This is a genomic window from Aneurinibacillus danicus (assembly GCF_007991215.1).
In the GTDB taxonomy this organism is placed as follows: domain Bacteria; phylum Bacillota; class Bacilli; order Aneurinibacillales; family Aneurinibacillaceae; genus Aneurinibacillus; species Aneurinibacillus danicus.
Genome location: NZ_BJXX01000019.1, coordinates 45,625 through 69,816 on the forward strand (window position 1 = coordinate 45,625; position 24,192 = coordinate 69,816).

The following is a 24,192-nucleotide window of genomic DNA, read 5'->3' on the forward strand; positions in this document are numbered from 1 at the left end:
GGAGGCGACGACATGTCTGATAAACACAAAAACCATGAGCATCATGAAGACCATATTGATGAAGTAATGGGTATGAAGCAAGGCCACGGAAAAGTCCCTCGTTTCCTGATTGTCGTGTATGCCGTGCTTGCCATCTGGGCTGTCGGTTATGCATTAACTGTAAAAGGAATCGACGAACGTCCGGCCGGCGGTGAGGCGGCCCAGGGTGTAAGTGCGGAAGTAGGAAAAGGACTTTCCGGCCAATGTATTGCCTGTCATGGCGCTGATTTTAATGGCGGTATGGGAGGCGCGGCTCCGACGCTGCACGGTGTAGTGGATAAGCTGAAGCCAGAGGGAGTTAAAGAAGTACTGACCAAAGGCCGTGGTGGTATGCCGCCGCTCGGGGCTTCCTGGACACCGGATCAGCAGGATTCCATGGTTGAGTTCCTAAAAACATTGAAATAAGCAGACAAAGACCAGATGGATCTTTCCTCTGGTCTTTTTGCTTTGCCTGTTCCTGGTGGTATAATAAGGGAAAAATAAGGAAGAGAGTGGTGAACAAGCATGCTGAGCGGCGTACAGATTATTTATTACATTCTCTGGTTTACAGTTATTAGCGGGCTTTTCTTTATGATGATTAAAATTTTATCGTCGCGGGATTGACACAATCACCTCAGTAAATTTTATTAGCACTTTGCTATAATGGAAAAAGAGGCTGAGAGATATAGAGGTGTGACAAGGAATGAAGAAGCTTTCCACGGTGGCCTGGCGTAATTTACGGCGGAAAATGTCACGGACCGTTTTGCTTGCAGGTAGCGCCGCTATTACCGCTTTTATTTTGTTTGTAAGCTATTTTTTTGTGTTTTCCATGGAGCGAAGCATCGCCGCAAGCGCAAGCCGCCTTGGCGCCAGTTTGATGGTGGTGCCCAAAGGTTTTGGCGGTCAGGCGGGAGACATGATTATTTCAGGTACTCCGACCAAGTTCTACATGCCGGAGAGCGTACTGGATAAAGTCCGTACAATCAGTGAAGTAGAGGCGGCTTCTCCGCAGCTGTATTTGGAAACGGTCTCTACCGTGTGCTGTCAGACATCCGGGGATTTTCCTGTCGTAGCTTACGATCCGAAAACCGATTTTACGCTGAAGAATTGGACAGCCACTGAGAAACAGATCGGGAAGTACGATTTGATTGCCGGAGCGGAAGCCGGTGGAAAGAACTATATTTATCATTTTGATAACGAATATATGCAGGAGTGGGTCACGTTATTCGGCAAAGATTTTATGCTGAAAAACATGATTTTTCCCACCGGTATGGGAACCGATAAAACGCTTTTTATTACGCTGGACGCTGCACGGGAGCTGAATCATAAAAAGAACAAGCTGGATTTTCCGGAAAACTCGATTTCCATTATTCTTGTTAAAACCAAGCCGGGTATGGAAGAGTTTGTGAGCCGGCAGATTGACCGGATGAATTTGAACGTAGACGTAGTGAAAGGAAGCGGCTTGCAGGAGACGGTAAATAAGCAGGTATTCCCGGTAAAAATGATGAGCTATATGATGATCGGGTTAGTCCTTATTATGAGCGCCCTGCAGGTTATGACGATGTTCACCGCTCTTATCAGTGAGCGTCAGAAGGAAATTGGTATGCTGCGAGCCATGGGGGCTTCACGAGCTGTTACGTTCCGTCTGTTGTTGATGGAAGCGGGGTTTGCTTCGGTTATTGGAGCAACTTTTGGCTCGTTTGCAGCCGCAGCGGCGTTGTATGACAACCGCATCCTGATTCTGCAGCTGCTGCAACTGCCAATGCTGTTCCCGGATTGGTCGACAGGTTTGCTCATTGGCCTGGGGACGACTGCAATAACGACACTGATTGCGATTGTGGCCGCCTTCTTTCCGGTTCGCTCGACACTGAAGCTGCAGCCGTATGAAGCGATTCGGGAGGGCGAGTATTAATGATTGTACTTGAGAATATTTGCAAAACGTATCGGATTGGGCGGGAGCGAAAAGTACATGCGCTGAGCGATGTAAGCGAAACAATCGGAGCAGGCGAGTTCGTTGCGGTCGTCGGACCGTCAGGCAGCGGTAAGTCGACGTTTCTTGCGATGGCTGGCCTATTGGAGAGGCCGACGGAAGGTATTGTACGATTTGACGGCAAGGATGTAACGGATTTACGTGATACGGAACGGACCCGCATCCGCGCGGAACGCTGCGGCTTTATTTTTCAGTTCCCAAGCTTAATTCCGACGCTGAACGCGCTGGAAAATGTGCTGCTGCCGAAAACTGTACACCGTACCTATAAGGCAAGCGATGAAGAATGGGGCAGGGAAATGCTTGCACGGGTCGGTATGGGTGATAAGTTGGAGAATCTTCCCTACCAGTTGAGCGGCGGTGAGCAGCGCAGGGTGGCGCTCGCCCGTGCGCTGATCAATAAGCCGGACGTGATTTTGGCCGATGAACCGACCGGTGCGGTAGATGCATATAATGCCGATGTAATTATGAATTTGTTTAAAGAATGGAACGCCCAGGGCAAGACCGTCATTATGGTAACTCACGATATGAAACTTGCCGGCGAAGCCGGACGTGTCATTCAGCTTAAAGACGGCCGGGTTGCAGATGAGAAGTAAGAGAAAGAAAGGTATATTGACTATTTCTTTCTAAACTGGGTACAATGGATAGTGCATAAGTATATATGTATACTGGCGTTGAAGAGGAAGAGTATATCGGGATGCCATGCCAGAGAGCGGACCAACGGTGGAAGGTCTGTATGGATGTACTGATAGAAGGTAGCCTCGGAGCCGTTTGCCTGAACGAAAATCCAGTAGGGCAAACCGGGTAATCCCGTTATCCTATTGCAAGTGAGCCTGTGCTCGCGCCGTTTGTGCGCACATAGGCTAACAAAGGTGGTACCGCGAATAAACTCCTTCGTCCTTTGACAGGATGGGGGGTTTTTTATTTTTATGAAAAACACGAGATAAGAAGGAGGAAGTGGAAAAAGGCCTTCGCCTTTTTCTACAATAATATCTTGTATTCCTTCATTTCTCATCATTTCAGTATTTTTTATGGAGGTAAACTTATGTCCAATCAGCCGAATCAAACTGAAATGCCAACCAAATATGAACCGAAACAGGCGGAAGCGAAATGGTATCCGTTCTGGCGCGACAACGGCTACTTCAAAGCTGAACGAAATAAGGGCAAAACGCCGTTCACCATTGTGATTCCGCCGCCGAATGTAACCGGAAACCTGCATATCGGCCATGCGCTGAATAATACGCTGCAGGATATTATGGTTCGTTTTAAGAGAATGCAGGGCTATGACGCACTCTGGCTTCCGGGCATGGACCATGCCGGTATCGCCACACAGGCGCGCGTAGAAGGAACGCTGCGCGAAGAAGGCATCACACGTCATGATCTGGGCCGTGAGAAGTTTGTGGAGAAAGTATGGGAGTGGAAAGAGCGTTACGCCGGCATTATTCGCGAACAATGGACGAAAATGGGCCTTTCGCTCGATTACAGCCGCGAGCGTTTTACACTGGATGAAGGACTGTCCCGTGCGGTACGCGAAGTGTTTGTCCGCCTGTACGAAAAAGGGCTTATCTATCGCGGCAAATATATTATTAACTGGGATCCAGTCACCCGCACGGCCCTCTCTGATATTGAAGTGGAATATAAGGATGTACAAGGTGCGCTGTATCATTTGCGCTATCCATTGAAAGACGGCACCGGTTATATCGAAGTGGCGACCACGCGTCCGGAGACGATGCTGGGCGATACAGCGGTAGCCGTGCATCCGGAAGATGAACGATATAAAGATTTGGTGGGCAAGACGGTGGTTCTTCCGATTGTCGGTCGTGAGATCCCGATTGTTGCCGATGATTACGTAGACCGTGAATTCGGAAGCGGTGCGGTGAAGATCACGCCTGCGCATGACCCGAATGACTTCGAGATCGGCCAGCGCCATAACCTACCGCAGATCCTCGTCATGGATGAAGGGGGCAAGATGAACGAGAACGCCGCCGGCTATCAGGGACAAGATCGTTTCGAATGCCGCAAAAACATCGTGCGCGACCTTCAAGAGCAGGGCGTTCTATTTAAAATCGAAGAACATATGCACTCCGTAGGACACAGTGAACGCAGCGGCGCGGTCGTTGAGCCGTATCTGTCCACGCAGTGGTTTGTAAAAATGGGACCGCTGGCCGAACGTGCGATTGAAGCGCAGAAGTCGAGGGAAGGCGTTCAATTCGTGCCGGATCGCTTCGAAAAGATTTACCTGCACTGGATCGAAAACGTACGCGATTGGTGTATCTCCCGCCAGTTGTGGTGGGGCCACCGCATTCCGGCCTGGTACTGTGAAGACTGCGGGGAGATGACCGTATCACGCGAAGATATTCATGAATGTCCGAAATGTGCAAGCCAGAATCTGAAGCAGGATAACGACGTGCTCGATACATGGTTCAGTTCCGCACTCTGGCCGTTCTCTACGCTTGGTTGGCCGGATGAGACAGAAGACATGAAGCACTTCTATCCAACCGATGTACTCGTAACCGGATATGATATCATTTACTTCTGGGTAGCCCGCATGATTTTCACGGCGCTTGAATTTACTGACCAGAAGCCGTTTGAACACGTATTAATTACAGGTCTTGTGCGCGATGCCGAAGGCCGCAAAATGTCCAAATCGCTCGGCAACGGGGTCGACCCGATGGAAGTTATCGAACAGTATGGCGCTGATGCTATGCGTTTTATGCTGGCGACAGGCTGCACACCGGGGAACGACCAGCGTTTCCGCTGGGAGCGCGTGGAAGCGGCGCGTAATTTCGCCAATAAGATTTGGAATGCATCCCGCTTTGCACTGATGAATATGGAAGGGTTCCGTTACGAGGACATCGACATCAGCCAGAACCTCGGCATTGCCGACAAGTGGATTCTGCACCGTCTGAATGAAACGGTGAAAGACACGACTCGTCTGCTCGATAGTTTCGAATATGGTGAAGTGGGCCGCGTGCTCTATAATTTCGTCTGGGATGAGCTGTGCGACTGGTATATCGAGGTAGCGAAACTGCCGTTGTACGGCGACGATGAGGCGGCGAAGAAAACGACGCGCTCCGTACTGGCATACGTGCTTGATCAGACAATGCGTCTGCTGCACCCGTTCATGCCGTTTATCTCCGAAGAAATCTGGCAGCATCTTCCGCACGAAGGCGACAGCCTGATTGTCGCTTCCTGGCCGGAAGCAAAGCCGGAACTCGAGAATACGGAGGCCGTGAAACAAATGGAGCTGCTGATGGGCGTTATCCGCAGCGTACGCAACATTCGTGCGGAAGTCAACGTACCGATAGCCAAGAAAATCGAACTGCGCATCAAAGCGAATGACGAAGAGATGCTGTCGTATCTGGAGAGCGGCAAGGCATACATTGAACGTTTCTGCAACCCGGAAGTGCTGAGCATCGGTACTGACATTGCGGCGCCGGAGAAAGCGATGTCTGCCGTTGTCAGCGGTGCGGAGCTGTACCTGCCGCTTGCGGGTCTCATTGACATCGAGCAGGAAATTGCCCGCCTTGAAAAAGAACTGAAATGGCTCAATTCGGAAGTCGAGCGTGTACAAAAGAAATTGTCGAACAAAGGTTTCGTTGAAAAAGCTCCGGCTCAAGTTATCGAACAGGAGCGGGCAAAGGAAGCCGACTATCTCGACAAACAGGCAAAAGTAAAAGCACGAATTCAAGAGCTTAAAGGGTGAGTGTAACATGGCATCACAATCATTAGATCAGGCGCTTTCCTGGCTGGCCGGACTGGAGCGGTTCTCCGTCCGTCCGGGCCTTGCAAGAATGGAATACATGATGGAGCGCCTCGGACACCCCGAGCGACGCTTGAAATTTATTCACATCGCCGGCACGAACGGCAAAGGCTCGACCGCCGCGTTTCTGCACGCGATCCTGCGGCGGGCGGGACAAGATGTAGGGATGTTTGTATCACCATACGTTACGTCATTCCACGAACGGATTCAGTACAACGGATCGTACATCACGACTGAAGAATTGGTTGAATTGATCGAGAAAGTAAAACCGGTTGTGGAAGAAATGAAAGAAAGCGAATTCGGCACGCCGACCGAATTTGAAGTGGTGACCGCACTGGCGCTATTGTATTTTGCTACGGTGACGTACCCGGATATCGTTGTCTGGGAAACAGGACTTGGCGGGCGGCTCGATTCCACCAACATCGTCCATCCGCTCGCCTGCATTATCACTAATGTCGGACTCGATCATATAAATATACTGGGAGAGGATTTACCCGCTATTGCCCGGGAAAAGGCCGGGATTATCAAAAACGGGGTTCCGATTATTACCGGGAAAATGCCGGGCAAAGCGCTGGAAATCATCGAAGAAGCCGCCCGCAGCCGTCGTGCTTCCATATACCGAGCGGGTGAAGAATATGACGCGGTGCGTATTCGAGAGAACGATCGTGAGATGATGGACTTTGCGGGTATGTTTGGCAGCGTGGCGGGATGCGAATTGGGACTTGTCGGTGCACACCAGGTAGATAATGCGGCTGCGGCGTTGATGACGCTTCAAGTCCTAAGTAACTACTTCGCTTTATATATTGAAGAAGAGCACATTCGCGAAGGGCTGCGCGAAGCCAGGTGGCCAGGTCGTTTCGAAAAAATCAGTGAAGCTCCGGACGTTATTTTGGACGGCGCGCACAACGCGGAAGGCGTGTCTGCGCTTATACAGACGGTGCAGGACTATTATCCGGGGCGGAAAGTTTCTCTTGTTTTTTCCGCGCTGGCAGATAAAAATTATGCAGAGATGGCCTGGCAGCTCGCCCCGATATGCAACAGGGTGTGGGTAACGAAGAATGACCATCCGCGCGCGGCCCGCGTAGAAGATCTTGCGGCCGCATTCAGAACGGCTGCCCCTGATATGCCCGTACAGGCGGAGGAAAATTGGCAAGAAGCATGGCGGCAGGCGTTACATACGGTCACCCCGCAGGAAGTGTTGCTTGTGGCCGGATCGTTGTATTTTATTTCAGACATACGAAACGAGTGGAAAGAAAACAGGAAAGCTGGTGATGAATAAGATGGACACTCAGGTAGAAAAACAGCACGAGCACAAGCGGGAACATGTTCATTTTATTGGCATTGGCGGGTATGGAATGAGCGCCATCGCCCGTGTCATGCTGGATATGGGATGCCATGTCACAGGTTCCGATGTGGCTCGTAAAGAACTGACGGATAAGCTGCAGAAAAAAGGAGCACAGGTGTTCATCGGTCATCAGGCGGAAAACATCGCAGGAGCGGATTTGGTCGTGTATTCGACCGACATCCCGAAAGAAAACGTAGAGCTGGTCGCAGCGAAAGAACAGCAGATTCCGCTCCTTCACCGTTCCAAAATGTTGGCGCGTCTGCTGAATGAAAAGAAAGGCGTCGCGGTAGCGGGTGCCCACGGCAAGACGACCACTTCGTCGATGATTGCCCTTGTAATGGAGAAGACGGGAATGGACCCGACGTACATTATCGGCGGAGAGATTATGGACATCGGCAGCAATGCCAAAGCGGGCCAGGGGGATTTCGTCGTGGCGGAAGCGGACGAAAGCGACGGCACGTTCCTGGAATACTTCCCGCACATTGCGGTTGTAACCAACATTGAACCGGATCATCTCGAAAACTATGACGGCGATTTCGAGAACTTAAAGAAAGCGTACCGTCAGTTCCTCTCCCAGGTAAAAGAAAACGGCACGGCGATCGTCTGTATCGATGACGATTATGTGGGAGAGATGCTGGCGGAGAAAAAAACCAATGTGTCGCTCATTACGTACGCCATCAATAAGCAGGCCGACTACATAGCCAGCAATATTGAGCCGGGCGACCGTACGATTTCTTTCGATGTCATGCACAAAGGACAACTGCTGGGCCGGATGAAGCTTTCTGTGCCGGGCATACACAATGTGTATAACGCGCTGGCGACGACTGCCGTATGCATGGAAGCAGGTCTTACGTTTGAAGAGATTGCGGAAGCGATTACCGCGTTCCGCGGCGCGAAGCGGCGCTTTCAGGTCATTGGTGAAGTGAATGACATTCTGGTAGTGGACGATTACGCGCATCATCCGACCGAGATCGAAGCGACGCTGGAAGCGGCCCGGTCAACAAACCGCCGCATTGTGGCGATTTTCCAACCGCAGCGGTATACGCGCACATTCTTCCTGCTGGATGCATTCAGCAAAGCGTTCAAGGAAGCGGACGAAGTGATTATTGTCGATATCTATTCTCCGGCAAACGACCCTGAGATTGAAGGGGTGAGCGCGGAGAAGCTGGTGCAGTTGATTCGGGAGAACAGCAATCCGAACGCGAAATATATCGCGACGAAGGAAGAAGTGGTCGAGTACTTAAAAGACGTCGTAAAACCGGGCGACCTCGTGCTGACAATGGGCGCGGGGGATATTTGGAAGGCTGCGGTACAGCTGGTTGAGGAATTGGAGAAGAAGTAAGAAGAACATGCGAAAATAATATAATGAGAGCCCTCTTTTACCGTTCAAGATGAGAGAGGGCTTTTTTATTACTTATAGAGGCAAAAGAAATGGAACATTTCACCTTTTAGCCATTTAATTTTAAATAAGTATGATTTAAGATATAGGTATGATGGCCTTGTATGTCAGAGGCTATTATAAGGGGGGGATATCGGTGAATATCAAAAACTTCAAGGGAGCATTATCTATTATTCTGATACTGGCCCTTTTGCTGGGCAGTATCGCGGCAGGCATTACTTATATATATGCAGACGAAGCGATTAAGATAAAGGTCCTAGAGATTACGGATAAAAAACAAGGGGATGACAGCCAAGAAAGGCTGAGTTCAGATCTTGACGCCTTAGCCGGAGATGATAGATACATTATAGAAACGATTAGCATGAAGAAATTTGTTGCTTTGCGCGAAGAGCTGGACGGAAAGTATGACGTGATTTATATCGGCAGCGGAACATATGCCACTACCCCTGTGCTTCCTTATAAAAATAATTCGAGAGAAAAGGCACACGATACGAAAGATAGGATGAACGACATTACAAATCTCAAGGCCGGAGAAATCAAAAGGGATTTTATAGCCAAAGGCCAACTTGTAGTATTGCATGAAGATATCCTCACGCAAAACGGAAGCAAGTTACAAAATAACTTTAAAGAATATAAAACAGCGCCTGTAAGCAATGTAAAATTCGTCACAAGCAAAGAGCAGGCGGTTACCGCTATTCGCTCAGCAGAAGTAAAAAGACCCCGCATAAAGGTAACAAGTCAACCAAGCAATTATAACCCTCAAGCCCCGCAGATCTACAAGCCAGGAGATACAGTCAATTTTGATTTCAACATCAGTAACTATGCGCAGCTGCCATCTAAAAATCTGGTCGCTAATCTGTATATCGATACCGATTTCAATAAAAGGTATGATCCGGTTGAAATGATAGGAACGACAGAACTTGCCTATGCTTCCGGTAAACTTAGCTATCCGCTTATGAGAGGATATTCGGGAATGCGGTATTGGAAACTGGAAGTTGTAGATAAAAATACCGGACTCAAAGATTATACTACAGGTGCATTTCAATTTCGTGATCAAAAAGTAGAGGTGAAGGTACTTCAGGTAACAAAGGACACCGCAAACACCAGCAGCCTGCTTAAAGAAGAGAACATGAAGCAAACTTATTTAGAAACGCAAGACTATAAAATTAGCATTACAGTTACAAGCATGGCCGATTTTAACAAAAGCGGATACACGAAACTAAACGGAAAATACAACATGCTTATTTTCGGCTTTGCAGATGTATACAATGACGCACAAATAAGCAAGGAGGCTGCTGCGGAAGTTAAGAGGTTTATTAGTACAGGGCAGGGAGTCATGTTTACCCACGACACTATTTTTAAAACAGGAAATAACTGGGTAGACAATTTTATGGATGTAACCGGCCAGCAAAAGCCGCAAACCGATTTAGGACTGAACGCTCCAAATACTTCACAACAAACAAAGAAAGTAAATGAAGGGATGATCAATCAGTTTCCGTTCTTGTTAGATGAAAATGTTCAGATTGCCACAACCCATAACCAGTACTATACTCTGGATTTAGAGGACGAGAACGTCGTTCCCTGGTATAACATTATCGGCAGCAAGCGGGACACGGACGATAGCTGGAACCATTATTACACTTATTCCAAGGGAACGGTAACTTATTCTGGAACCGGGCATACAAACAAAGGTTTTCCGGATCCGGAACAGCGCCTGTTCGTAAATACGATGTATCGCGCCTTTATTGGGGCCAATCACGCTCCGGAACTTACCGTCTATACTCCTCAAGAGAAGAAGACAGGGGAAGCATTAGATCGGATGCGGACGATTGACCCTTTAGAGATTGTATATAAAATAGAGGATTTAGATTTAAAAGATGTAGATGTATACACAAAGGTTTCAGTTAAAGAAGTACCAGCAAAAGATGCAAGTCAGGAACAGACCCTTCCTTATAAGACGATTTATCCAAATCAGAACAATGGGGGAGAAAGAGAAGGCTGGCAAAAATTAAGAAACGGTTCGCTTGTTACAGTGCCATCTTATACACTTTCAGACAATATGAAAGACGGAGGCACGGTAATTGTTGAAATCGAAGCACAAGATAATCAGGGTGCTCAAACCAAAAAAACAATAAAAATTGAAGTGAAGCGAGTAATCGCCAAGCTAAAATTTGAAAGAGCCGAAAGCCTTCAGGGTGTAAAAGATGAGGAAACTGTTATTCCATATCGTATTGTACCGGAGAAGCTGTCTGTTGATTTAGGTGAGAAATATCCAGAAATGATTGTTAAAAACGTAAAATTTACTGAATCGTTTCCACCCGGTTTAGAGGTCGAAATTCCACAGAGAGAAGGATGGATACGAACCGGATCGCTGGAAACAGGCTATAAAGTGACAGGGTTGATAGAGGATATTAGATATGTAAGAGAAGCAGATGGAAGTGGCTATATAGTGCGGGAAGAGCCTGTGTCGTTTGAAATCAAAGTAATTCCAAGAGGCAATCAAAAATATATACTCGGCAATTCAGAAGTCGAGTATAAAGATCTGGATAACCAAATCGTAGCAGGTAAGTTCAAGCCGCTTATTTTGGACGCAGAAACAGTTATCTCCAATCTTGCTTTGCGTGATATAGAGTTAGAAGTGGGCGAAGAAGTCACGCTGTTTCCGAAAGCGGAACCGGAAAATGCGGATTTGCGCGGTGTTGAATGGGAATGGATAGAGAACGTAAACTATGCCAGCAAGACAGAGAAGAATGACGGCAGTGTACTTATTAAAGGGTTAGCACCAGGTACAGCTACTATTAAGGCGAAAATTATATCTGGTGGCAGAGAGGTTTTCGCTACAAGCAGGATTACAGTGTTAAATCCGTTAAAGAAATTAACATTAACGAGATCTCTGGATAAAAACAATATAAAACCAAATGAAGTAGCAACCATTACGTACAATATCGAGAATAAAGATGTTGAAGAGTATAAAGGGATTTTTCCGCTTGCTTTGCCACAGGGTGACGGATATGAATTGCACAAGGTGTATGATTTACTGAGCTTTAAGTCTCACGGGAATTTTGGGGTTTTGGAACTTTCAGGAGGTACTTTGCAGCAGCAGATGCAGGAAGGATATCAGACCTCTGTAGCAGTTGGACAATGGCTGAATATGGACAATGGAAAAGATCAGTTGAACAAGGAAGTCGCTCCTTTTCTTAAAAAACAAGAAAACATTGGAAAAATAATCACTGTACCTTTATCTGGTGAAGAAAGAGGGGAAGGAAATCACCTTCAGATTCAAGTAGGTAAGTTTGCTACTTTTAAATTAACAGGAGAAGGAAATGGAGAATTTTTAGGTTATGGGTCTGTAATGCCTGATCTTTCATTCATTGAGACCTTCCCTGCCGCACCTGCTTTTGAGATTGTATCCATTCCGGAGGGATGGACAAAAGATGGAAATATTGTAAGAGGAAAACCCGCTTTTGTACTTCAAGGAGATAAGTATATAGCTACATTTGAAATTCAAGTCTCTGCTAATAAACGTGGCACATATGCCTTAAATCAAGGGATGGTAAGCTATACAGGGGTACAAAGCAATACATTGACAGAACGGTTTCCAAACTTAACATTAACTGTCCAGGTTGATCCTCTTAATCCTGACTTCACCTGGCAGGCTGTAATTATTGGTGATCAGGCGATCGTTACCATTATTCCGGTTGATGCGACTATTTTCGAGGATACAGAATGGCGTACAAAAAATTCGAGCGGCAATTGGAATGATGAAGTTTTCCATACAGGAAAATTCGAGTCGAAAACGATGGTTGTTGATTTGCTGAAAAATGAGAGTGGAAAGCCGACAGATACACCTTTCGGAATCTGGGCAAAGACGCCGGATATAGGGGAGAAAAAAGAAAATATTGTGCTTAACCCCTTAGAGAACGTATCGCCGCCTGGAGAAGGAGGCGCTCATCCATATATTGATCTCGATATAAGCGTAAATCCGAAATCAGGCAAGGATGAGAATCGGGCAACACAGGTAAACATGATATATAAGCTTAAGCCGGATGTTACCATTCCTCCATGGTTAACAATAGAAGTGCCAAAAGCGGGATATACAATTGAAGAAAATGGAAGAGAGGTCGTTGGTTTTACGCCGCTGGATACAGCGGGTAAGAATATTATGGATGGTCCTGTTCAGAACATTCGTCTTATTAAAACGGCCGATGGGAAAACGCATACGTATACGGTTAAGATGAAAGTCTATCCCACATATATAATCGAATTGCCAGGAACAGCGCCTATTATAAAGACTACGAGCGATGACGGAGATATGCTACCGAAAATTAAAGAATTTAATGTTTTGGTAAAAGCGAAAGCAAACCTGAATTAAGGACGAAGAAGGACCGGGGAATAAAGTTTTCCCGGTCCTTCTTTGCTTGTGTCTATTACAGAAAAGTACATTTTTCAGGAAGCGAATTCTACCGTTTGGGGAACTTGACTTGGTTGATGATACTCAATATCATAAATGTCAAGGAAAAATGTGTCACCGGGCGGTAATCCATACATTTCTTTTTCGAAAATCTTTCTGTTAAATTGAATGGTAAATCTGGATGCAAGATAGTTAGAGTTAGGATCATCGGATTCGTGTATCCGAGCCGTTCTTTCACGTTTTGTGTTAAACTCCAAATAACTTTCCTCGCGCCCTGTAGCAATACCGCCGTAAATTCGGTTAAAAGAATTTACAGAGTAAATCTCCAAAGATTGTTCAGAGTAAAGAAAAGCGGATAGCGGCCGGAAGCCATCGTCAGCATTTCCGGCCCACTTCGTAAGGTAGTCTTCTGTAGAATCGGTACTTTGTTTTGTGTTCCGCGCCGTTAAACTAATCTTTCCGGAAGCCACAATAGCAAGGTTTTCATTTCCTACATTTTCGATCTCTCGAATGACTACATCTCCATCCACATAGATTGTTCCTTTTATATTAATGTCTCCGACAATGTCAAGATTCCCTTTAATATAAATGGTGCCTTCAAATGCAAAAGGCTTACCGTCCGCTCCGTCTTTAAATGCTCCTAGGTGTCCCATTTCTACGGTTGTTTTAACATTAGGGTAATGATTTGGATTTGTCTGTTCTGACGGTCCGATGTAAAGTTGTTTTACTTTGTTTTTCAGTATGTCACCAGTTAAACGGACAGTCAGCGGTATCGGCGCATTGTTAGAAAGAGGGTCTTTAGTCTGTGAGCGGATTACTAGTATATCGCTAGATAACGAGTTTACCTTAGAAGCAACATTTTTAAAACCATCCTCTTCTCCCTGTTCAAACGAAAGCGGCTCTGATGCAGCTTCAAATCCTGCCGTTGCAGCCCCGACATAGACCGGACTGTCAGGATCTCCGATCCTTTCTTTTACGAATAAAGAAATATCGTCGGCTTTTTCCTCTTTTTCCTCTTTTTCCTCTTTTGTCTTTCTCTCTATTAGAGGCGGTTCATAGCCGGGAATATAGGGCTTTTCTTTAGGGGCCGACAACTCTGTTTTACTACTGTCAGTAGGAAGAGCTTTAGGTGTGAAAATTTCCTGAGATTTTAAGGATGTTCTGTTTAATAGGGAAATGGTCGTTTTGTCAGGGAAATTATCACTAGCTGAAGGCTCTACATTTTTTACATTTGCAAGCTTACTGACCGTTCCTTCCTCTGAAAGGAATACGGTGCCTTCTATATAGGGTTGATTACGAAGCGGCTCGCGGAGACCGTCCAGCTCATTAGAATCGTCTCTATTTCCTGTTTTCCAAGTGTTATTATCCAGATACCGATAATCCGTGGAAACGAGTATACTGCCGGCTGCAACATTTCCGATAATGTTTGTTCCGCCAAAAAGGCGCAACTCCCCTGGAGTACTTACGGCGTAGTGAAACGGCGCCGGTACCGTATTGATATATACAGTAGAGGTAAGCAGCACGCGCCTGGCTTTTTCGGTTTCATTAATCGTGCGAGCGGGCAGTCCCAGAACATAAAGCGTAATTTTTCGAACATAAGGCTGGCTTGGCTTTTTTGGATCGTTGACATAAGGAATAATGCCATTTTCTATCTTCTCTTTCTTATAGCCCAGTGCAAACCCGCCCTGATGCTCTCCAGGAAGCGTATATTTTTTATACGGTCCTTTCTCATTTTCTAATGTGATCTCGCTTGCTACTTCATTCACTTTGTCTAGAATAAATGTATCTACTGCTGTGCTGTCTTTTTGTCCGCCTGATTTAATTGGACTATCCTCATCATTCATCTTTTTTTCCAGGTACTGTTTGAAATAAGTCAGCCCTGTATCAGCAAGCATCTTTCCTTGAATCTCATCATCGGCAAACGCTCTTTGTTTACCGCTATGCACTATGAAAGACGAAATGCTAACTCCTAAAATCATAAATAAAATTAAAATAAAAAATACAATAAGCAGGGCGCCCCCTCGCTCGTTTAGTACTCTCTTCAATTTCCTCACTCCTGTGAAAGACTGTTTACAGATAGTTCGGTACGTACCATATAAATATAATTAAACAAAACGTTGCTTTCTGCCGTCGCCGTTTCTGTTCCCTGTGCAGATTGCAATCTTTCAACTTCCGCTTTTATTTCCGCTAAATTAGAAAATGCGGTTTTCTGCCCGTTTTGTATAATGTCGTTGTTTTGTTTTTTTGGAGCGATAATTAGATAGATGCCCACCCGTTTATTATTTTTGTCGCTGTTTTCTTCAATGATGCGAAACAGACCGTAGACAAGGTAAGAATCGTCACAGGAAAAAGGAGCATACAAATCTTCTTTGCCCGAAGGTGTGGGAGAGAACTGATATACCTTTTTCTTTAATATGGAGACAGGAACTTTCTCTAATGAAGATTCGTTTAATTTTTCATAGTTCACTTCCCTTGTATAGACGGCGACTCCTTTTTTGAATGCCGTATCGTTTGCCTCAGTCACAACATGCCCGGACTTGAGCACGTTAAATATGTCGCTTTTGTCTGTATTGTCTGTACCATCGTCCAAGTCAAAATAGGAAGCATTCTGGAGTTTATCCATTATATCTCCGATGATGAAGTCTGCTTCATTGCGTAAAGAAGTCTGTACCTGGGTTTTACCGTATGTAGTGATTCCTGAAACATAGACCGAAGACAGCGGGATGAGAATGAGAATAAAGATTGTTATACTTGCCAGAAGTTCAACCAGTGTGAGTCCCGCTTCATTTCGCATATACGACGTATAATTTTTAATAAACCTTTTCATTTGCACCTCCCAGTTTATTTTGCCATTCCCGTGCTTATACGCGCCAATACGGAGGCAGGCTCATTCATCTCTTTGACTGTAACTGTAATCATAAGCATTAAATTTTCTTCAAGTTTGTTTTGCGGGTCGTTTTTCCCGATATCTTCCACCTCTACGGTTTGTATATAAGAACGCCCGTTTAGAACGATAGGTTGTTTAAGTTCAATCACCAACTTACCCGATCTTGTGAGGGAATTGAGAGTTTCATAATCCAGAGGCGTATTGTCTGTGATGGCTTCGCGATTTTGTAACGTCATTTCAGTGGAGTGGAAAAGAACGGTGCCGCTTTTCCATTCCTCGGCAGTTTGCCTTGCAAGGTTCATTGCAATCATGCGGTTATCCTGCGATTTCGATATTGTATAATTTCTAGTAAAGAAACTGCCAAATAGTAAAAGGGAGATAGAGAGGATTATCATAGACGCCACCACTTCAACCAGAGTTAATCCTCTTTCGCTTTTAAAAAAACTCATGGATTTCACACCTCCTGACCTGATTCTATTTTACCATTAAAAGGGTCCTGTATAATATCTGTTACATAATTGTTATAAAATAAAAAGTTTCATGAAGGAAATAAGACTTAAAAACCGAATATATTTATTTCTCTTTGATTTTGTTAATAAAGGTGGTCTCTGAAATGTTATCAGGTGTAAGCGGCTATTATGTTATCTACATTTTATGTACCGCATTGCTGTTTATTTTGTTTCGAAAGCATATACAGGGAGATCGTCCGACAGCTGTTGTTTTTCTTTTGGCTGTATGTTTTGGTTTGTCTCTTCCATTTCTTTTATTAATACTGGGAATGGCGATTACGGCTGCTCTCGGGGTCGCTTTCTTTTTGGGATTGTTTTTTTACCGCTATGCTTCCGAAAAGGCCTGTGCGCAAGAAGATATTACCCAGAATGAGGCGGGGCAGGAGATGTCGGGAAAAAGCGGAGAAACTGTCTTAAGTCATGAAGTAGCAGCGGCAGAAGAAGAGTTCTCCGGGCAGAAAATTGCAATGGAAGAGGGCGCGCCTATGCAAGATGTAGTAGTGGAAGGAAGTACACAGGAAGCGATTGACAAGCTGTTGGCAGAGCTGTCTCTTCAGTATGTTCAAGCGGAAGAGCCGCCGAAGACAGTAGAAGAAGGTGATTGGGAATTTATGGATAATAAGAAAGTGGAGCAGGAAGAATCCATACTTACTATTGATGCTGATTATCTGCTTGAAGGAGAGAAAGACACGGTGCAGCAGGACAATATGAAGAATCCTATTGTATCCGAGAGTGAAACTATAGAAGAGCAGGAAGAAGAAATTATATACCCAAAAGAAGAAATAAACGATGACGGTCTACGTTTTGAAGATGAGAAAGAACTGATTAACCTTTCAGCAGTTCAGGGGCTGAACGAGTCGGATGAAGAATATTTTTATCGGCTCCAGCAAGTATTGGATGAAGAAATAAAGCAATAGAAGTGAGGCAGGTAAAACAAATACCGTTGTTATTCGTATGTATTCTATAGAGATAGAGAAAGATTGCGACATGAAGAGAGGGAATCGAAATGCTGGAACGTATCCGTTTAAAGCACCCCCCGGCAGTATTGATGCTTCTTTTTTCCCAGATGTTTATATGCAGTATGCTGGCCATGTATTTATCCGGTTTATCGAAAGATATAGGCGAAGAACGCTCAGTTCGGGTTCATGAAGATATTAACGTAGCCGGCATATCGCTCGGAGGATTGAAGGAAGAGGAGGCGACAGAAAAGCTAAATCAACTCGTAGAAAAGTTGAACAAAACACCTTTAATATTAACGTATGGGGGAAGAGACTATTACCTTAATAAACGGGACATAGAGATCAAATATGATATTCCAGGAACAATAAGGGAAGTAACAATCGTTTCTCAAGAGATGTCAGGTATTATGGGGATATGGAAGCGCTGGAACGGTACGCTTCCTTCTGCTGATTTGCCGCTGCAGGTTACATTCAATCGTGACCGTGCTGCGTCATTTATTGAAGAACTTGGCCGTAACATTAATCAACCTACCAGAGGAGTGCTCGGTAAGGTAAATGGAAATCGTATTATTCTTCAGCCTGAACAGGAAAGAATTCAGATAGAGACCGATGGAACGCTGGATAGGCTACGAAAAGAGCTACAAACATTTCAGCATAATTACCGTACCAGCATCATGGTGAAAAAAGAGCCTTCTAAGCTTGGCGGGGAAGTAATACGGGAGATTGATACCTTATTTGCAGAACAAAAACAAATTGTAAATATATCAACACCGGATAAACTGACGAATCTAAAAAAAGCCATGCAATCGTTAAACGGTAGCGTTTTGCTTCCTGGAGAGAAGTTTTCATTTAACGCAAAAGCGGGCCCATTCTCTTTTGATAATGGCTATATACCGGTAAAGACAGGTTTTCGTGAACCGGATAATCCTGATGGACTGGCGGGAGGAGCCTCACAGTTAGCTTCTGCTTTATACGCAGCTGCGGTAAAGAGCGGACTTCCCGTGATTGAACGTCATGCTCATTTATATGTGGTAGATTATGCACCTCCGGGGTTGGATGCGTTCGTAGACGGAAAAGAAATGGATCTTCGGTTTGTAAATAATGAGAAATACCCTATTTATATTCATGCAGAAATGAAAAACAATGAACTGCGCCTTGCGCTGTTCGGAAGCAAAAAAGCAAAGAAAGAAGTGACCCTGGAGGTTAAAGAGCAGAAAAAGTTGTCCCCGGACACTATTGTTCGTTCAGACCCTTCTCTTAATACGGGTCAGGAAAGAATTATCAGTCAGGGTACCGACGGATTGAGGGTAAAAGTGTATGTCACCAGGAAAAACGCTGAGGGTGCGTTGAAGAGAGAACTTCTTTCCGATGATTATTATCGTCCTATCCCTAATATTATTGCTTCAGGTCCGGGTAAAGAGGGAGCTGTACAGTCCTCCGGTTCCGCTCCTGATGATTCGAAAGGATCTTCGCAGTCTGATATTCCACCCCCCTCACAGTCGAAAGAAACTGCAGAGTCTCTGGCTGAAAAGATTAAAGTACAGGGTAATATCATTTATTTAAATTAGAAATAAAGGTGAGAGCATGGCACGCAAACGATTAGGGGATATACTGGTCGAAAGCGGGATCATTTCGCAAGAGCAGCTTGAGCAGGCTTTGCAAGAACAGAAGAAAACAAAGCTAAAGCTTGGAGATCATTTGCTGCAGACCGGTTATATTACCGAGCAGCAGCTTATTGAAATTCTCGAATTTCAACTTGGAATTCCCCATGTAACTTTATTCCGTTATAAGCTTGATTCTTCTCTTTCGGGGATTGTACCGGAAGAGCTGGCTCGTCGTTACTCGTTGATTCCGTTGAAAAAAGAAGAGAATAAACTGACCGTCGCGATGGTAGATCCGATGGATTATTTCGCCATTGATGAATTGCGGATGAGCACCGGATTTACGATTGAGCCTGTCATCGCCACACGCGATGAAATCCAGCGTGCAATCAACCGGATGTACAGCATGCAGGATTCCGTTAAAGAATTAATGGAGGATAAGAGCCTTACCGCAGAGATAGAGGAAGCGGAGGTCACGGATGAAGATTCCCCAATTGTGCGCCTGGTCAATCAGATGTTCGAGCAGGCTGTACAACTGCGGGCGAGTGATGTTCACATCGACCCGCAGGAAGAGGGCATTCGTATCCGCTACCGGATTGATGGAATGCTGCGGACAGAGCGCATACTGCCGCGTCACATGCTGGGGATTTTAACCGCGCGAATTAAAATCATGTCCCGCTTAAACATTGCCGAGCGCCGGATGCCTCAGGATGGCAGGATGCAACTTCATATTATGTTTAAGGAAATTGATGTGCGTGTCTCTACTCTCCCGACGATTTTTGGCGAGAAAATCGTCATGCGTTTATTGGATTTATCGAACGCTTTAATTGGAATTGATCAGCTTGGTTTGACGAAAAGAAACTTCTCTGTATTTCAAAGCTTAATAGAACGGGCACACGGCATTTTGCTTGTTACCGGCCCGACGGGAAGCGGGAAGTCCACAACTCTTTATTCTGCGCTTAACCACTTAAATCAGGAGAGCAAAAATATTATTACCGTAGAAGATCCCGTTGAATATAACCTTGAAGGCATCAACCAGGTTCAGATTAACCACGCAATCGGTATGACATTCGCCTCTGCTTTACGCTCTATTCTACGTCAGGACCCCGATATTATCATGATTGGGGAAATTCGGGATACGGAGACGGCAGAAATCGCTGTTCGTGCAGCGCTGACTGGACACCTGGTACTGAGCACGCTGCATACGAACGATGCAGTCAGCAGCATTACCCGTTTAATTGACATGGGAATTCAGCCTTTTTTGCTTGCTTCTTCGGTAAATGGAGTGCTGGCGCAGCGACTTGTTCGGCGAATTTGCAAAGACTGCAGGGAGGAGTATATACCGAGCGAGCATGAAAGAGAAATATTTGCCCAGCGCGGAATAAAAATAGATAAGCTCTATCGTGGAGCCGGATGCGGAAAATGCGGATTGACAGGCTATCGCGGTCGCGTGGCTATTCACGAGATTTTCAATATGGATGATACGCTCAGACAGATGATAACCAGGAACGGTGCGGCGACTGAATATAGAAGTTATGCGATGAGAAAAGGCATGATTCTTTTATTTGATGACGGTTTAATCAAGGTGAGACAAGGGATAACCACGGTAGAGGAAATCTTGCGAGCAGCTTCAAACTAGGTATAAATACTTATGACTTTTTCATTTGTTTTCGTATGAATATGTGTTACTATATACCTAAGGAGAGAGTTTATGGCAAGTGTAGATATTAAGAAGTTACTGAAATATGCCTGCGATAAAAGCGCTTCAGACCTCCATGTTACAGTAGGATCTCCTCCTGTATTTCGTATTGACGGCGAGCTAAGGAGGCTTGATATTGCTCCGCTGACTCCGGCGGATACTGAAGAAATGGCGAAAGAACTAATCAAGGAAAATATGTACCCGGTTTTCTTAGACAAAGGGGAATTAGACTTCTCTTACAGCCTGCCCGGTGTTTCGCGCTTTCGTGTGAATGCCTATCATCAGCGCAATTGTATCAGTCTGGTGGCGCGGGTGGTTCCGGCGGGAATTCCTTCGCTTGAATCGTTGAATCTACCACCGGTGCTGCGGAAATTTTGCCACAAACCGCAGGGATTGGTCCTCGTTACCGGACCAACGGGAAGCGGGAAATCAACGACGCTTGCCGCCATGATTGATTACATCAATAAGACGATGCGCAAACATATCATGACGCTCGAAGACCCGATTGAGTATCTGCACAGGCATCAGTTATCTATTGTCAACCAGCGGGAAGTAGGGTTTGACACCAAAGACTTTGCCAGCGGCCTCAGGGCTTCGCTTCGTCAGGACCCAGATGTTATTCTGGTGGGCGAGATGCGGGATCTGGAGACAATCAGCACAGCGATTACAGCAGCGGAGACGGGTCACCTTGTGTTTGCGACACTGCACACGTCCGATGCACCGCAGACGATTGACCGGATTATCGATGTATTCCCCGGCAATCAGCAGCCGCAGATGCGGATTCAACTTGCATCGGTGCTCGTCAGCATTATTTCGCAACGCCTCTTCCCAAAAATCGGCGGTGGGAGGGTTGCCGCAACGGAAATCCTGGTTAATACCCCTGCTGTGGCGAACCTGATTCGCATGGAGAAAGTTCACCAGATCAAGAGCTTAATGCAGACGGGCAGGGACCAGGGCATGCATACGATGGAGATGTCCATTAAAGAATTACTGGGGCAAAATATCGTTTCGCGGGAAGCGGTGGAAGATCATCTCAGTGAAAGGACGCTGGAGTAGATGCCTGCATTCTCCTATGAAGCCATTACGAGACACGGGAAGAAGCAGAAGGGGCGAATCGAGGCGGTCAATAAAGCTGCGGCGGTCTCCGAATTAAAGCAGAGCGGTGTCTATGTATCTTCTATTATGGAAGAGAAGCAGAGCGTTTTGCAGAAAGAGATTTCCATTCATCTTTTCCGACCGGTAAAAAGCCAGCATTTCGTCGTGTTTTTACGTCAGCTTGCGACCTTGATTCGCGCCGGAGTAGGAATCGTGGACAGCGTGCATATTCTGTCGCAGCAAAGTGAAAGCAAAGAATTACGTAGAGTCTTGAGGGAGGCGGCAGGAGACATTCAGCGGGGAAGCCAGCTATCCGAAGCTTGCGCCAAACATCCGAAGATATTTGAGCCTTTATTTTTGAGTATGCTGCGGGCCGGAGAAGCGTCCGGGAGCATGGAAATTGTGCTGGATAGGATGGCAACGTTCTATGAGAAGTCACACTACACACGGGAGAAAATTAAGTCGGCCATGATGTATCCGGTGGTTATGATGGTCTTGACTGTTATCGTTACGATATTTTTGCTGACAAACATTGTTCCGATGTTCGTCAATATGTTTGCAAGTTTTAACGCCGAATTGCCGGCGATTACGAAGACAGTGCTTGCGGTGAGCGATAGTCTGGTAAGTACCTGGTATGTATATCTTCTCGTTCTGATTGGCAGTGTGATTGCCATCCGGGCGATTCTGCGGATGCCACGCGGGCGTTATGCGTTTGATTATATATTACTGAAAATACCGGTTTTTGGCAGTTTGTTTCAGAAGGGTTCATTAGCCCGGGTGACAAGGACTTTAAGCACGCTTTTTTCCAGCTCTGTTCCGGTTCTTCAGTCGCTTACAATCGTTGAAAATGTTGCGGATAATATTGTTGTAAGCCGGGCGATTGCGGCTTCGAAAGAGAGTTTACGACAGGGGAGGCCGTTGTCAGAGCCATTGAAGAAATCCTGGGTATTCCCGCCGCTGGTCACTCATATGATTGCGATCGGGGAAGAGACGGGTTCAATGGATACGATGCTGGAGAAGATTGCGGATTTTTATGAGGCGGAAGTGGAAGCGACGGTGGACAGAGTGAAGGCGTTGATTGAGCCGCTTATGATAGTTGTTCTTGCCGTCATTATTGGAGCCATCGTGCTTTCGATTATGGTTCCGATGTTTGAGATATTTAATCAGGTGAAGTAGAGAAAAAGAGGGGGAAGAAATGGTGAAGAAGCTGATGAAGAAGTATTTGAAAAATCAGCGCGGTTTAACGCTGGTTGAGTTGCTGGCAGTTATAGTAATTTTGGGGATCATTGCAGCGATTGCCATTCCGTCGATTGGAGGCATTATTGAAAATTCAAAGACAAAGGCGCATAAAGCTAATGCACTTATGTTACTAGATGCAGCAAAATTATATTATATGGATCATCCAGGGGATAATAATAAGACTTTTAGTGATACTCCAGCAACAGGTGAGTTAGATATTGATGTTTTGGTAGAAAAGGGATATCTCGAAGCGGTTCCAAAAGATCCTGCCGGTAGCGGTGAATATGCCAAAATAAAAATTCAATACAATACTACGAAGAATGCCTTGGTAGTTACTTTGGGTACTAGTGATGATGAAGATAAATATTTAGCAGCTAAATCTCGTAGTGAACTTACTGAGTAAGTGACTTTCGATAAGACTCCTTTCCTTTTCATAAAGGAAGGAGTCTTGCTATTGATATTGAGTTGTTTACTAAAAAGCAATTTTAAGAGAGGGATTATGGATACTACTCTTTTTTTTATATTTCTATACGGGCTAATTTCCGGTTCCTTCTTTAACGTTGTCGGTTTGCGCATCCCAAAAAAAGAATCCATCATCCATCCGCCGTCACATTGCCCGAATTGTAACAACCGACTTCGGGTGCGAGACTTGGTTCCGGTTCTCTCGTATATTATCAACAGAAGAAAATGCCGCTTCTGCAAACAGCCCATCTCGTCCATCTATCCCATCATGGAACTCATCACGGGCGCACTGTTTGCATCGGCCTATCATTTCTTCGGATTCACATGGGAAACGCTGATGACCATTCTATTTATTTCTCTGCTTGTCATCATCACTGTCTCTGACCTCGCGTACCGCATCATCCCGGACCGGATCGTCTTTTTGTTTCTGGGATTATTCCTGGTACTGCGTTTCTTCATCCATCCGAATGAAACGTATGCCTCACATCTTATAGGAATGGTGCTTGGCTTTGGCATCTTCCTGCTTATCGCCATTGTTTCACGGGGGGGCATGGGCGGCGGTGACATTAAATTAATGGCAGTGGTCGGCCTTTTTCTGGGATATCCACTACTTTTTGTCACAATTCTGCTTTCTACCTTTTTTGGTGCTTTCTATGGTATCCTATTAATAGTTTTTAAGGGCGCAGGAAGAAAGGCAGAAATTCCGTTCGGACCTTTTATTGCGCTGGCAAGCGTTGTCTCTGTGTTCTATGGCTACGCTATGATCAATTGGTACTGGCAAACGTTTTACTATTAAATCTATTCTCCATCCTATATGA

General features: G+C 45.6%; 17 protein-coding genes and 1 other annotated feature. Of the genes, 14 read left to right on the forward strand and 3 right to left on the reverse strand.

Annotated features, from left to right (window positions below; genetic code table 11):
- Positions 1-12 precede the first annotated feature (12 nt).
- The 7 genes from ADA01nite_RS02445 to ADA01nite_RS02475 all read left to right on the forward strand — a co-directional run bounded on the left by ADA01nite_RS02445 (position 13) and on the right by ADA01nite_RS02475 (position 12,884).
- Positions 13-444, forward strand: coding sequence for a c-type cytochrome (locus tag ADA01nite_RS02445; protein ID WP_146808313.1), 432 nt, complete (start codon positions 13-15; stop codon positions 442-444).
- Between the two features lie 277 nt (positions 445-721).
- A complete protein-coding gene (locus ADA01nite_RS02450; RefSeq protein WP_146808314.1) occupies positions 722-1,930 on the forward strand; it encodes an ABC transporter permease in 1,209 nt (402 codons plus the stop codon).
- On the forward strand, positions 1,930-2,601 hold the full coding sequence (locus ADA01nite_RS02455) for an ABC transporter ATP-binding protein (RefSeq protein ID WP_146808315.1): 672 nt from the start codon (positions 1,930-1,932) through the stop codon (positions 2,599-2,601). Before ADA01nite_RS02450 ends, ADA01nite_RS02455 begins: the two co-directional genes overlap by 1 nt.
- 69 nt (positions 2,602-2,670) lie before the next feature.
- Positions 2,671-2,910, forward strand: a binding site (T-box leader).
- 140 nt (positions 2,911-3,050) lie between these two features.
- Complete coding sequence (locus tag ADA01nite_RS02460; RefSeq protein ID WP_146808316.1) at positions 3,051-5,711, forward strand: valine--tRNA ligase; 2,661 nt, start codon at positions 3,051-3,053, stop codon at positions 5,709-5,711.
- Positions 5,712-5,718: 7 nt separating this feature from the next.
- Entirely contained in the window at positions 5,719-7,047 is a 1,329-nt protein-coding gene (locus ADA01nite_RS02465; protein WP_146808317.1) for a bifunctional folylpolyglutamate synthase/dihydrofolate synthase, read from the forward strand.
- The gene (gene murC, locus ADA01nite_RS02470) at positions 7,040-8,455 is read left to right on the forward strand and encodes a UDP-N-acetylmuramate--L-alanine ligase (RefSeq protein WP_246147190.1); all 1,416 of its coding nucleotides are present in this window, start codon (positions 7,040-7,042) and stop codon (positions 8,453-8,455) included. The genes ADA01nite_RS02465 and murC overlap by 8 nt, the downstream gene beginning before the upstream one ends.
- Positions 8,456-8,648: 193 nt before the next feature.
- Positions 8,649-12,884, forward strand: coding sequence for a DUF5057 domain-containing protein (locus ADA01nite_RS02475; RefSeq protein ID WP_170230106.1), 4,236 nt, complete (start codon positions 8,649-8,651; stop codon positions 12,882-12,884).
- A gap of 74 nt (positions 12,885-12,958) precedes the next feature.
- Here the strand turns inward: ADA01nite_RS02475 and ADA01nite_RS02480 are convergent, their stop codons facing one another.
- The 3 genes from ADA01nite_RS02480 to ADA01nite_RS02490 are packed head-to-tail and all read right to left on the reverse strand — an operon-like array spanning position 12,959 to position 16,259.
- Positions 12,959-14,968 carry a hypothetical protein gene (locus tag ADA01nite_RS02480; protein ID WP_146808319.1) on the reverse strand — a complete coding sequence of 670 codons (2,010 nt, stop codon included), beginning with the start codon at positions 14,966-14,968 and terminating at the stop codon, positions 12,959-12,961.
- Between the two features lie 5 nt (positions 14,969-14,973).
- A complete protein-coding gene (locus ADA01nite_RS02485) occupies positions 14,974-15,750 on the reverse strand; it encodes a PilW family protein (RefSeq protein ID WP_146808320.1) in 777 nt (258 codons plus the stop codon).
- 14 nt (positions 15,751-15,764) lie between these two features.
- The gene (locus ADA01nite_RS02490) at positions 15,765-16,259 is read right to left on the reverse strand and encodes a type IV pilus modification PilV family protein (RefSeq protein ID WP_146808321.1); all 495 of its coding nucleotides are present in this window, start codon (positions 16,257-16,259) and stop codon (positions 15,765-15,767) included.
- Positions 16,260-16,423: 164 nt separating this feature from the next.
- On the opposite strand from ADA01nite_RS02490, the gene ADA01nite_RS02495 reads away from it, so the two are divergent.
- From ADA01nite_RS02495 to ADA01nite_RS02525, 7 genes are all read left to right on the forward strand, one after another.
- Positions 16,424-17,236, forward strand: coding sequence for a hypothetical protein (locus ADA01nite_RS02495; protein WP_146808322.1), 813 nt, complete (start codon positions 16,424-16,426; stop codon positions 17,234-17,236).
- 89 nt (positions 17,237-17,325) lie between these two features.
- Entirely contained in the window at positions 17,326-18,846 is a 1,521-nt protein-coding gene (locus tag ADA01nite_RS02500; protein WP_146808323.1) for a VanW family protein, read from the forward strand.
- Between the two features lie 16 nt (positions 18,847-18,862).
- Positions 18,863-20,518, forward strand: coding sequence for a GspE/PulE family protein (locus tag ADA01nite_RS02505; protein WP_146808324.1), 1,656 nt, complete (start codon positions 18,863-18,865; stop codon positions 20,516-20,518).
- A 72-nt stretch (positions 20,519-20,590) separates the two neighbouring features.
- Positions 20,591-21,634 (forward strand): type IV pilus twitching motility protein PilT, encoded by a 1,044-nt coding sequence (locus ADA01nite_RS02510; protein ID WP_146808325.1) that lies wholly within the window; start codon positions 20,591-20,593, stop codon positions 21,632-21,634.
- A complete protein-coding gene (locus ADA01nite_RS02515; RefSeq protein ID WP_146808326.1) occupies positions 21,635-22,849 on the forward strand; it encodes a type II secretion system F family protein in 1,215 nt (404 codons plus the stop codon).
- Positions 22,850-22,868: 19 nt separating this feature from the next.
- Positions 22,869-23,315, forward strand: coding sequence for a prepilin-type N-terminal cleavage/methylation domain-containing protein (locus ADA01nite_RS02520; RefSeq protein ID WP_371863527.1), 447 nt, complete (start codon positions 22,869-22,871; stop codon positions 23,313-23,315).
- A 96-nt stretch (positions 23,316-23,411) separates the two neighbouring features.
- Positions 23,412-24,170, forward strand: a complete 759-nt coding sequence (locus ADA01nite_RS02525; protein ID WP_146808327.1) for a prepilin peptidase — start codon at positions 23,412-23,414, stop codon at positions 24,168-24,170.
- Positions 24,171-24,192 lie beyond the last annotated feature (22 nt).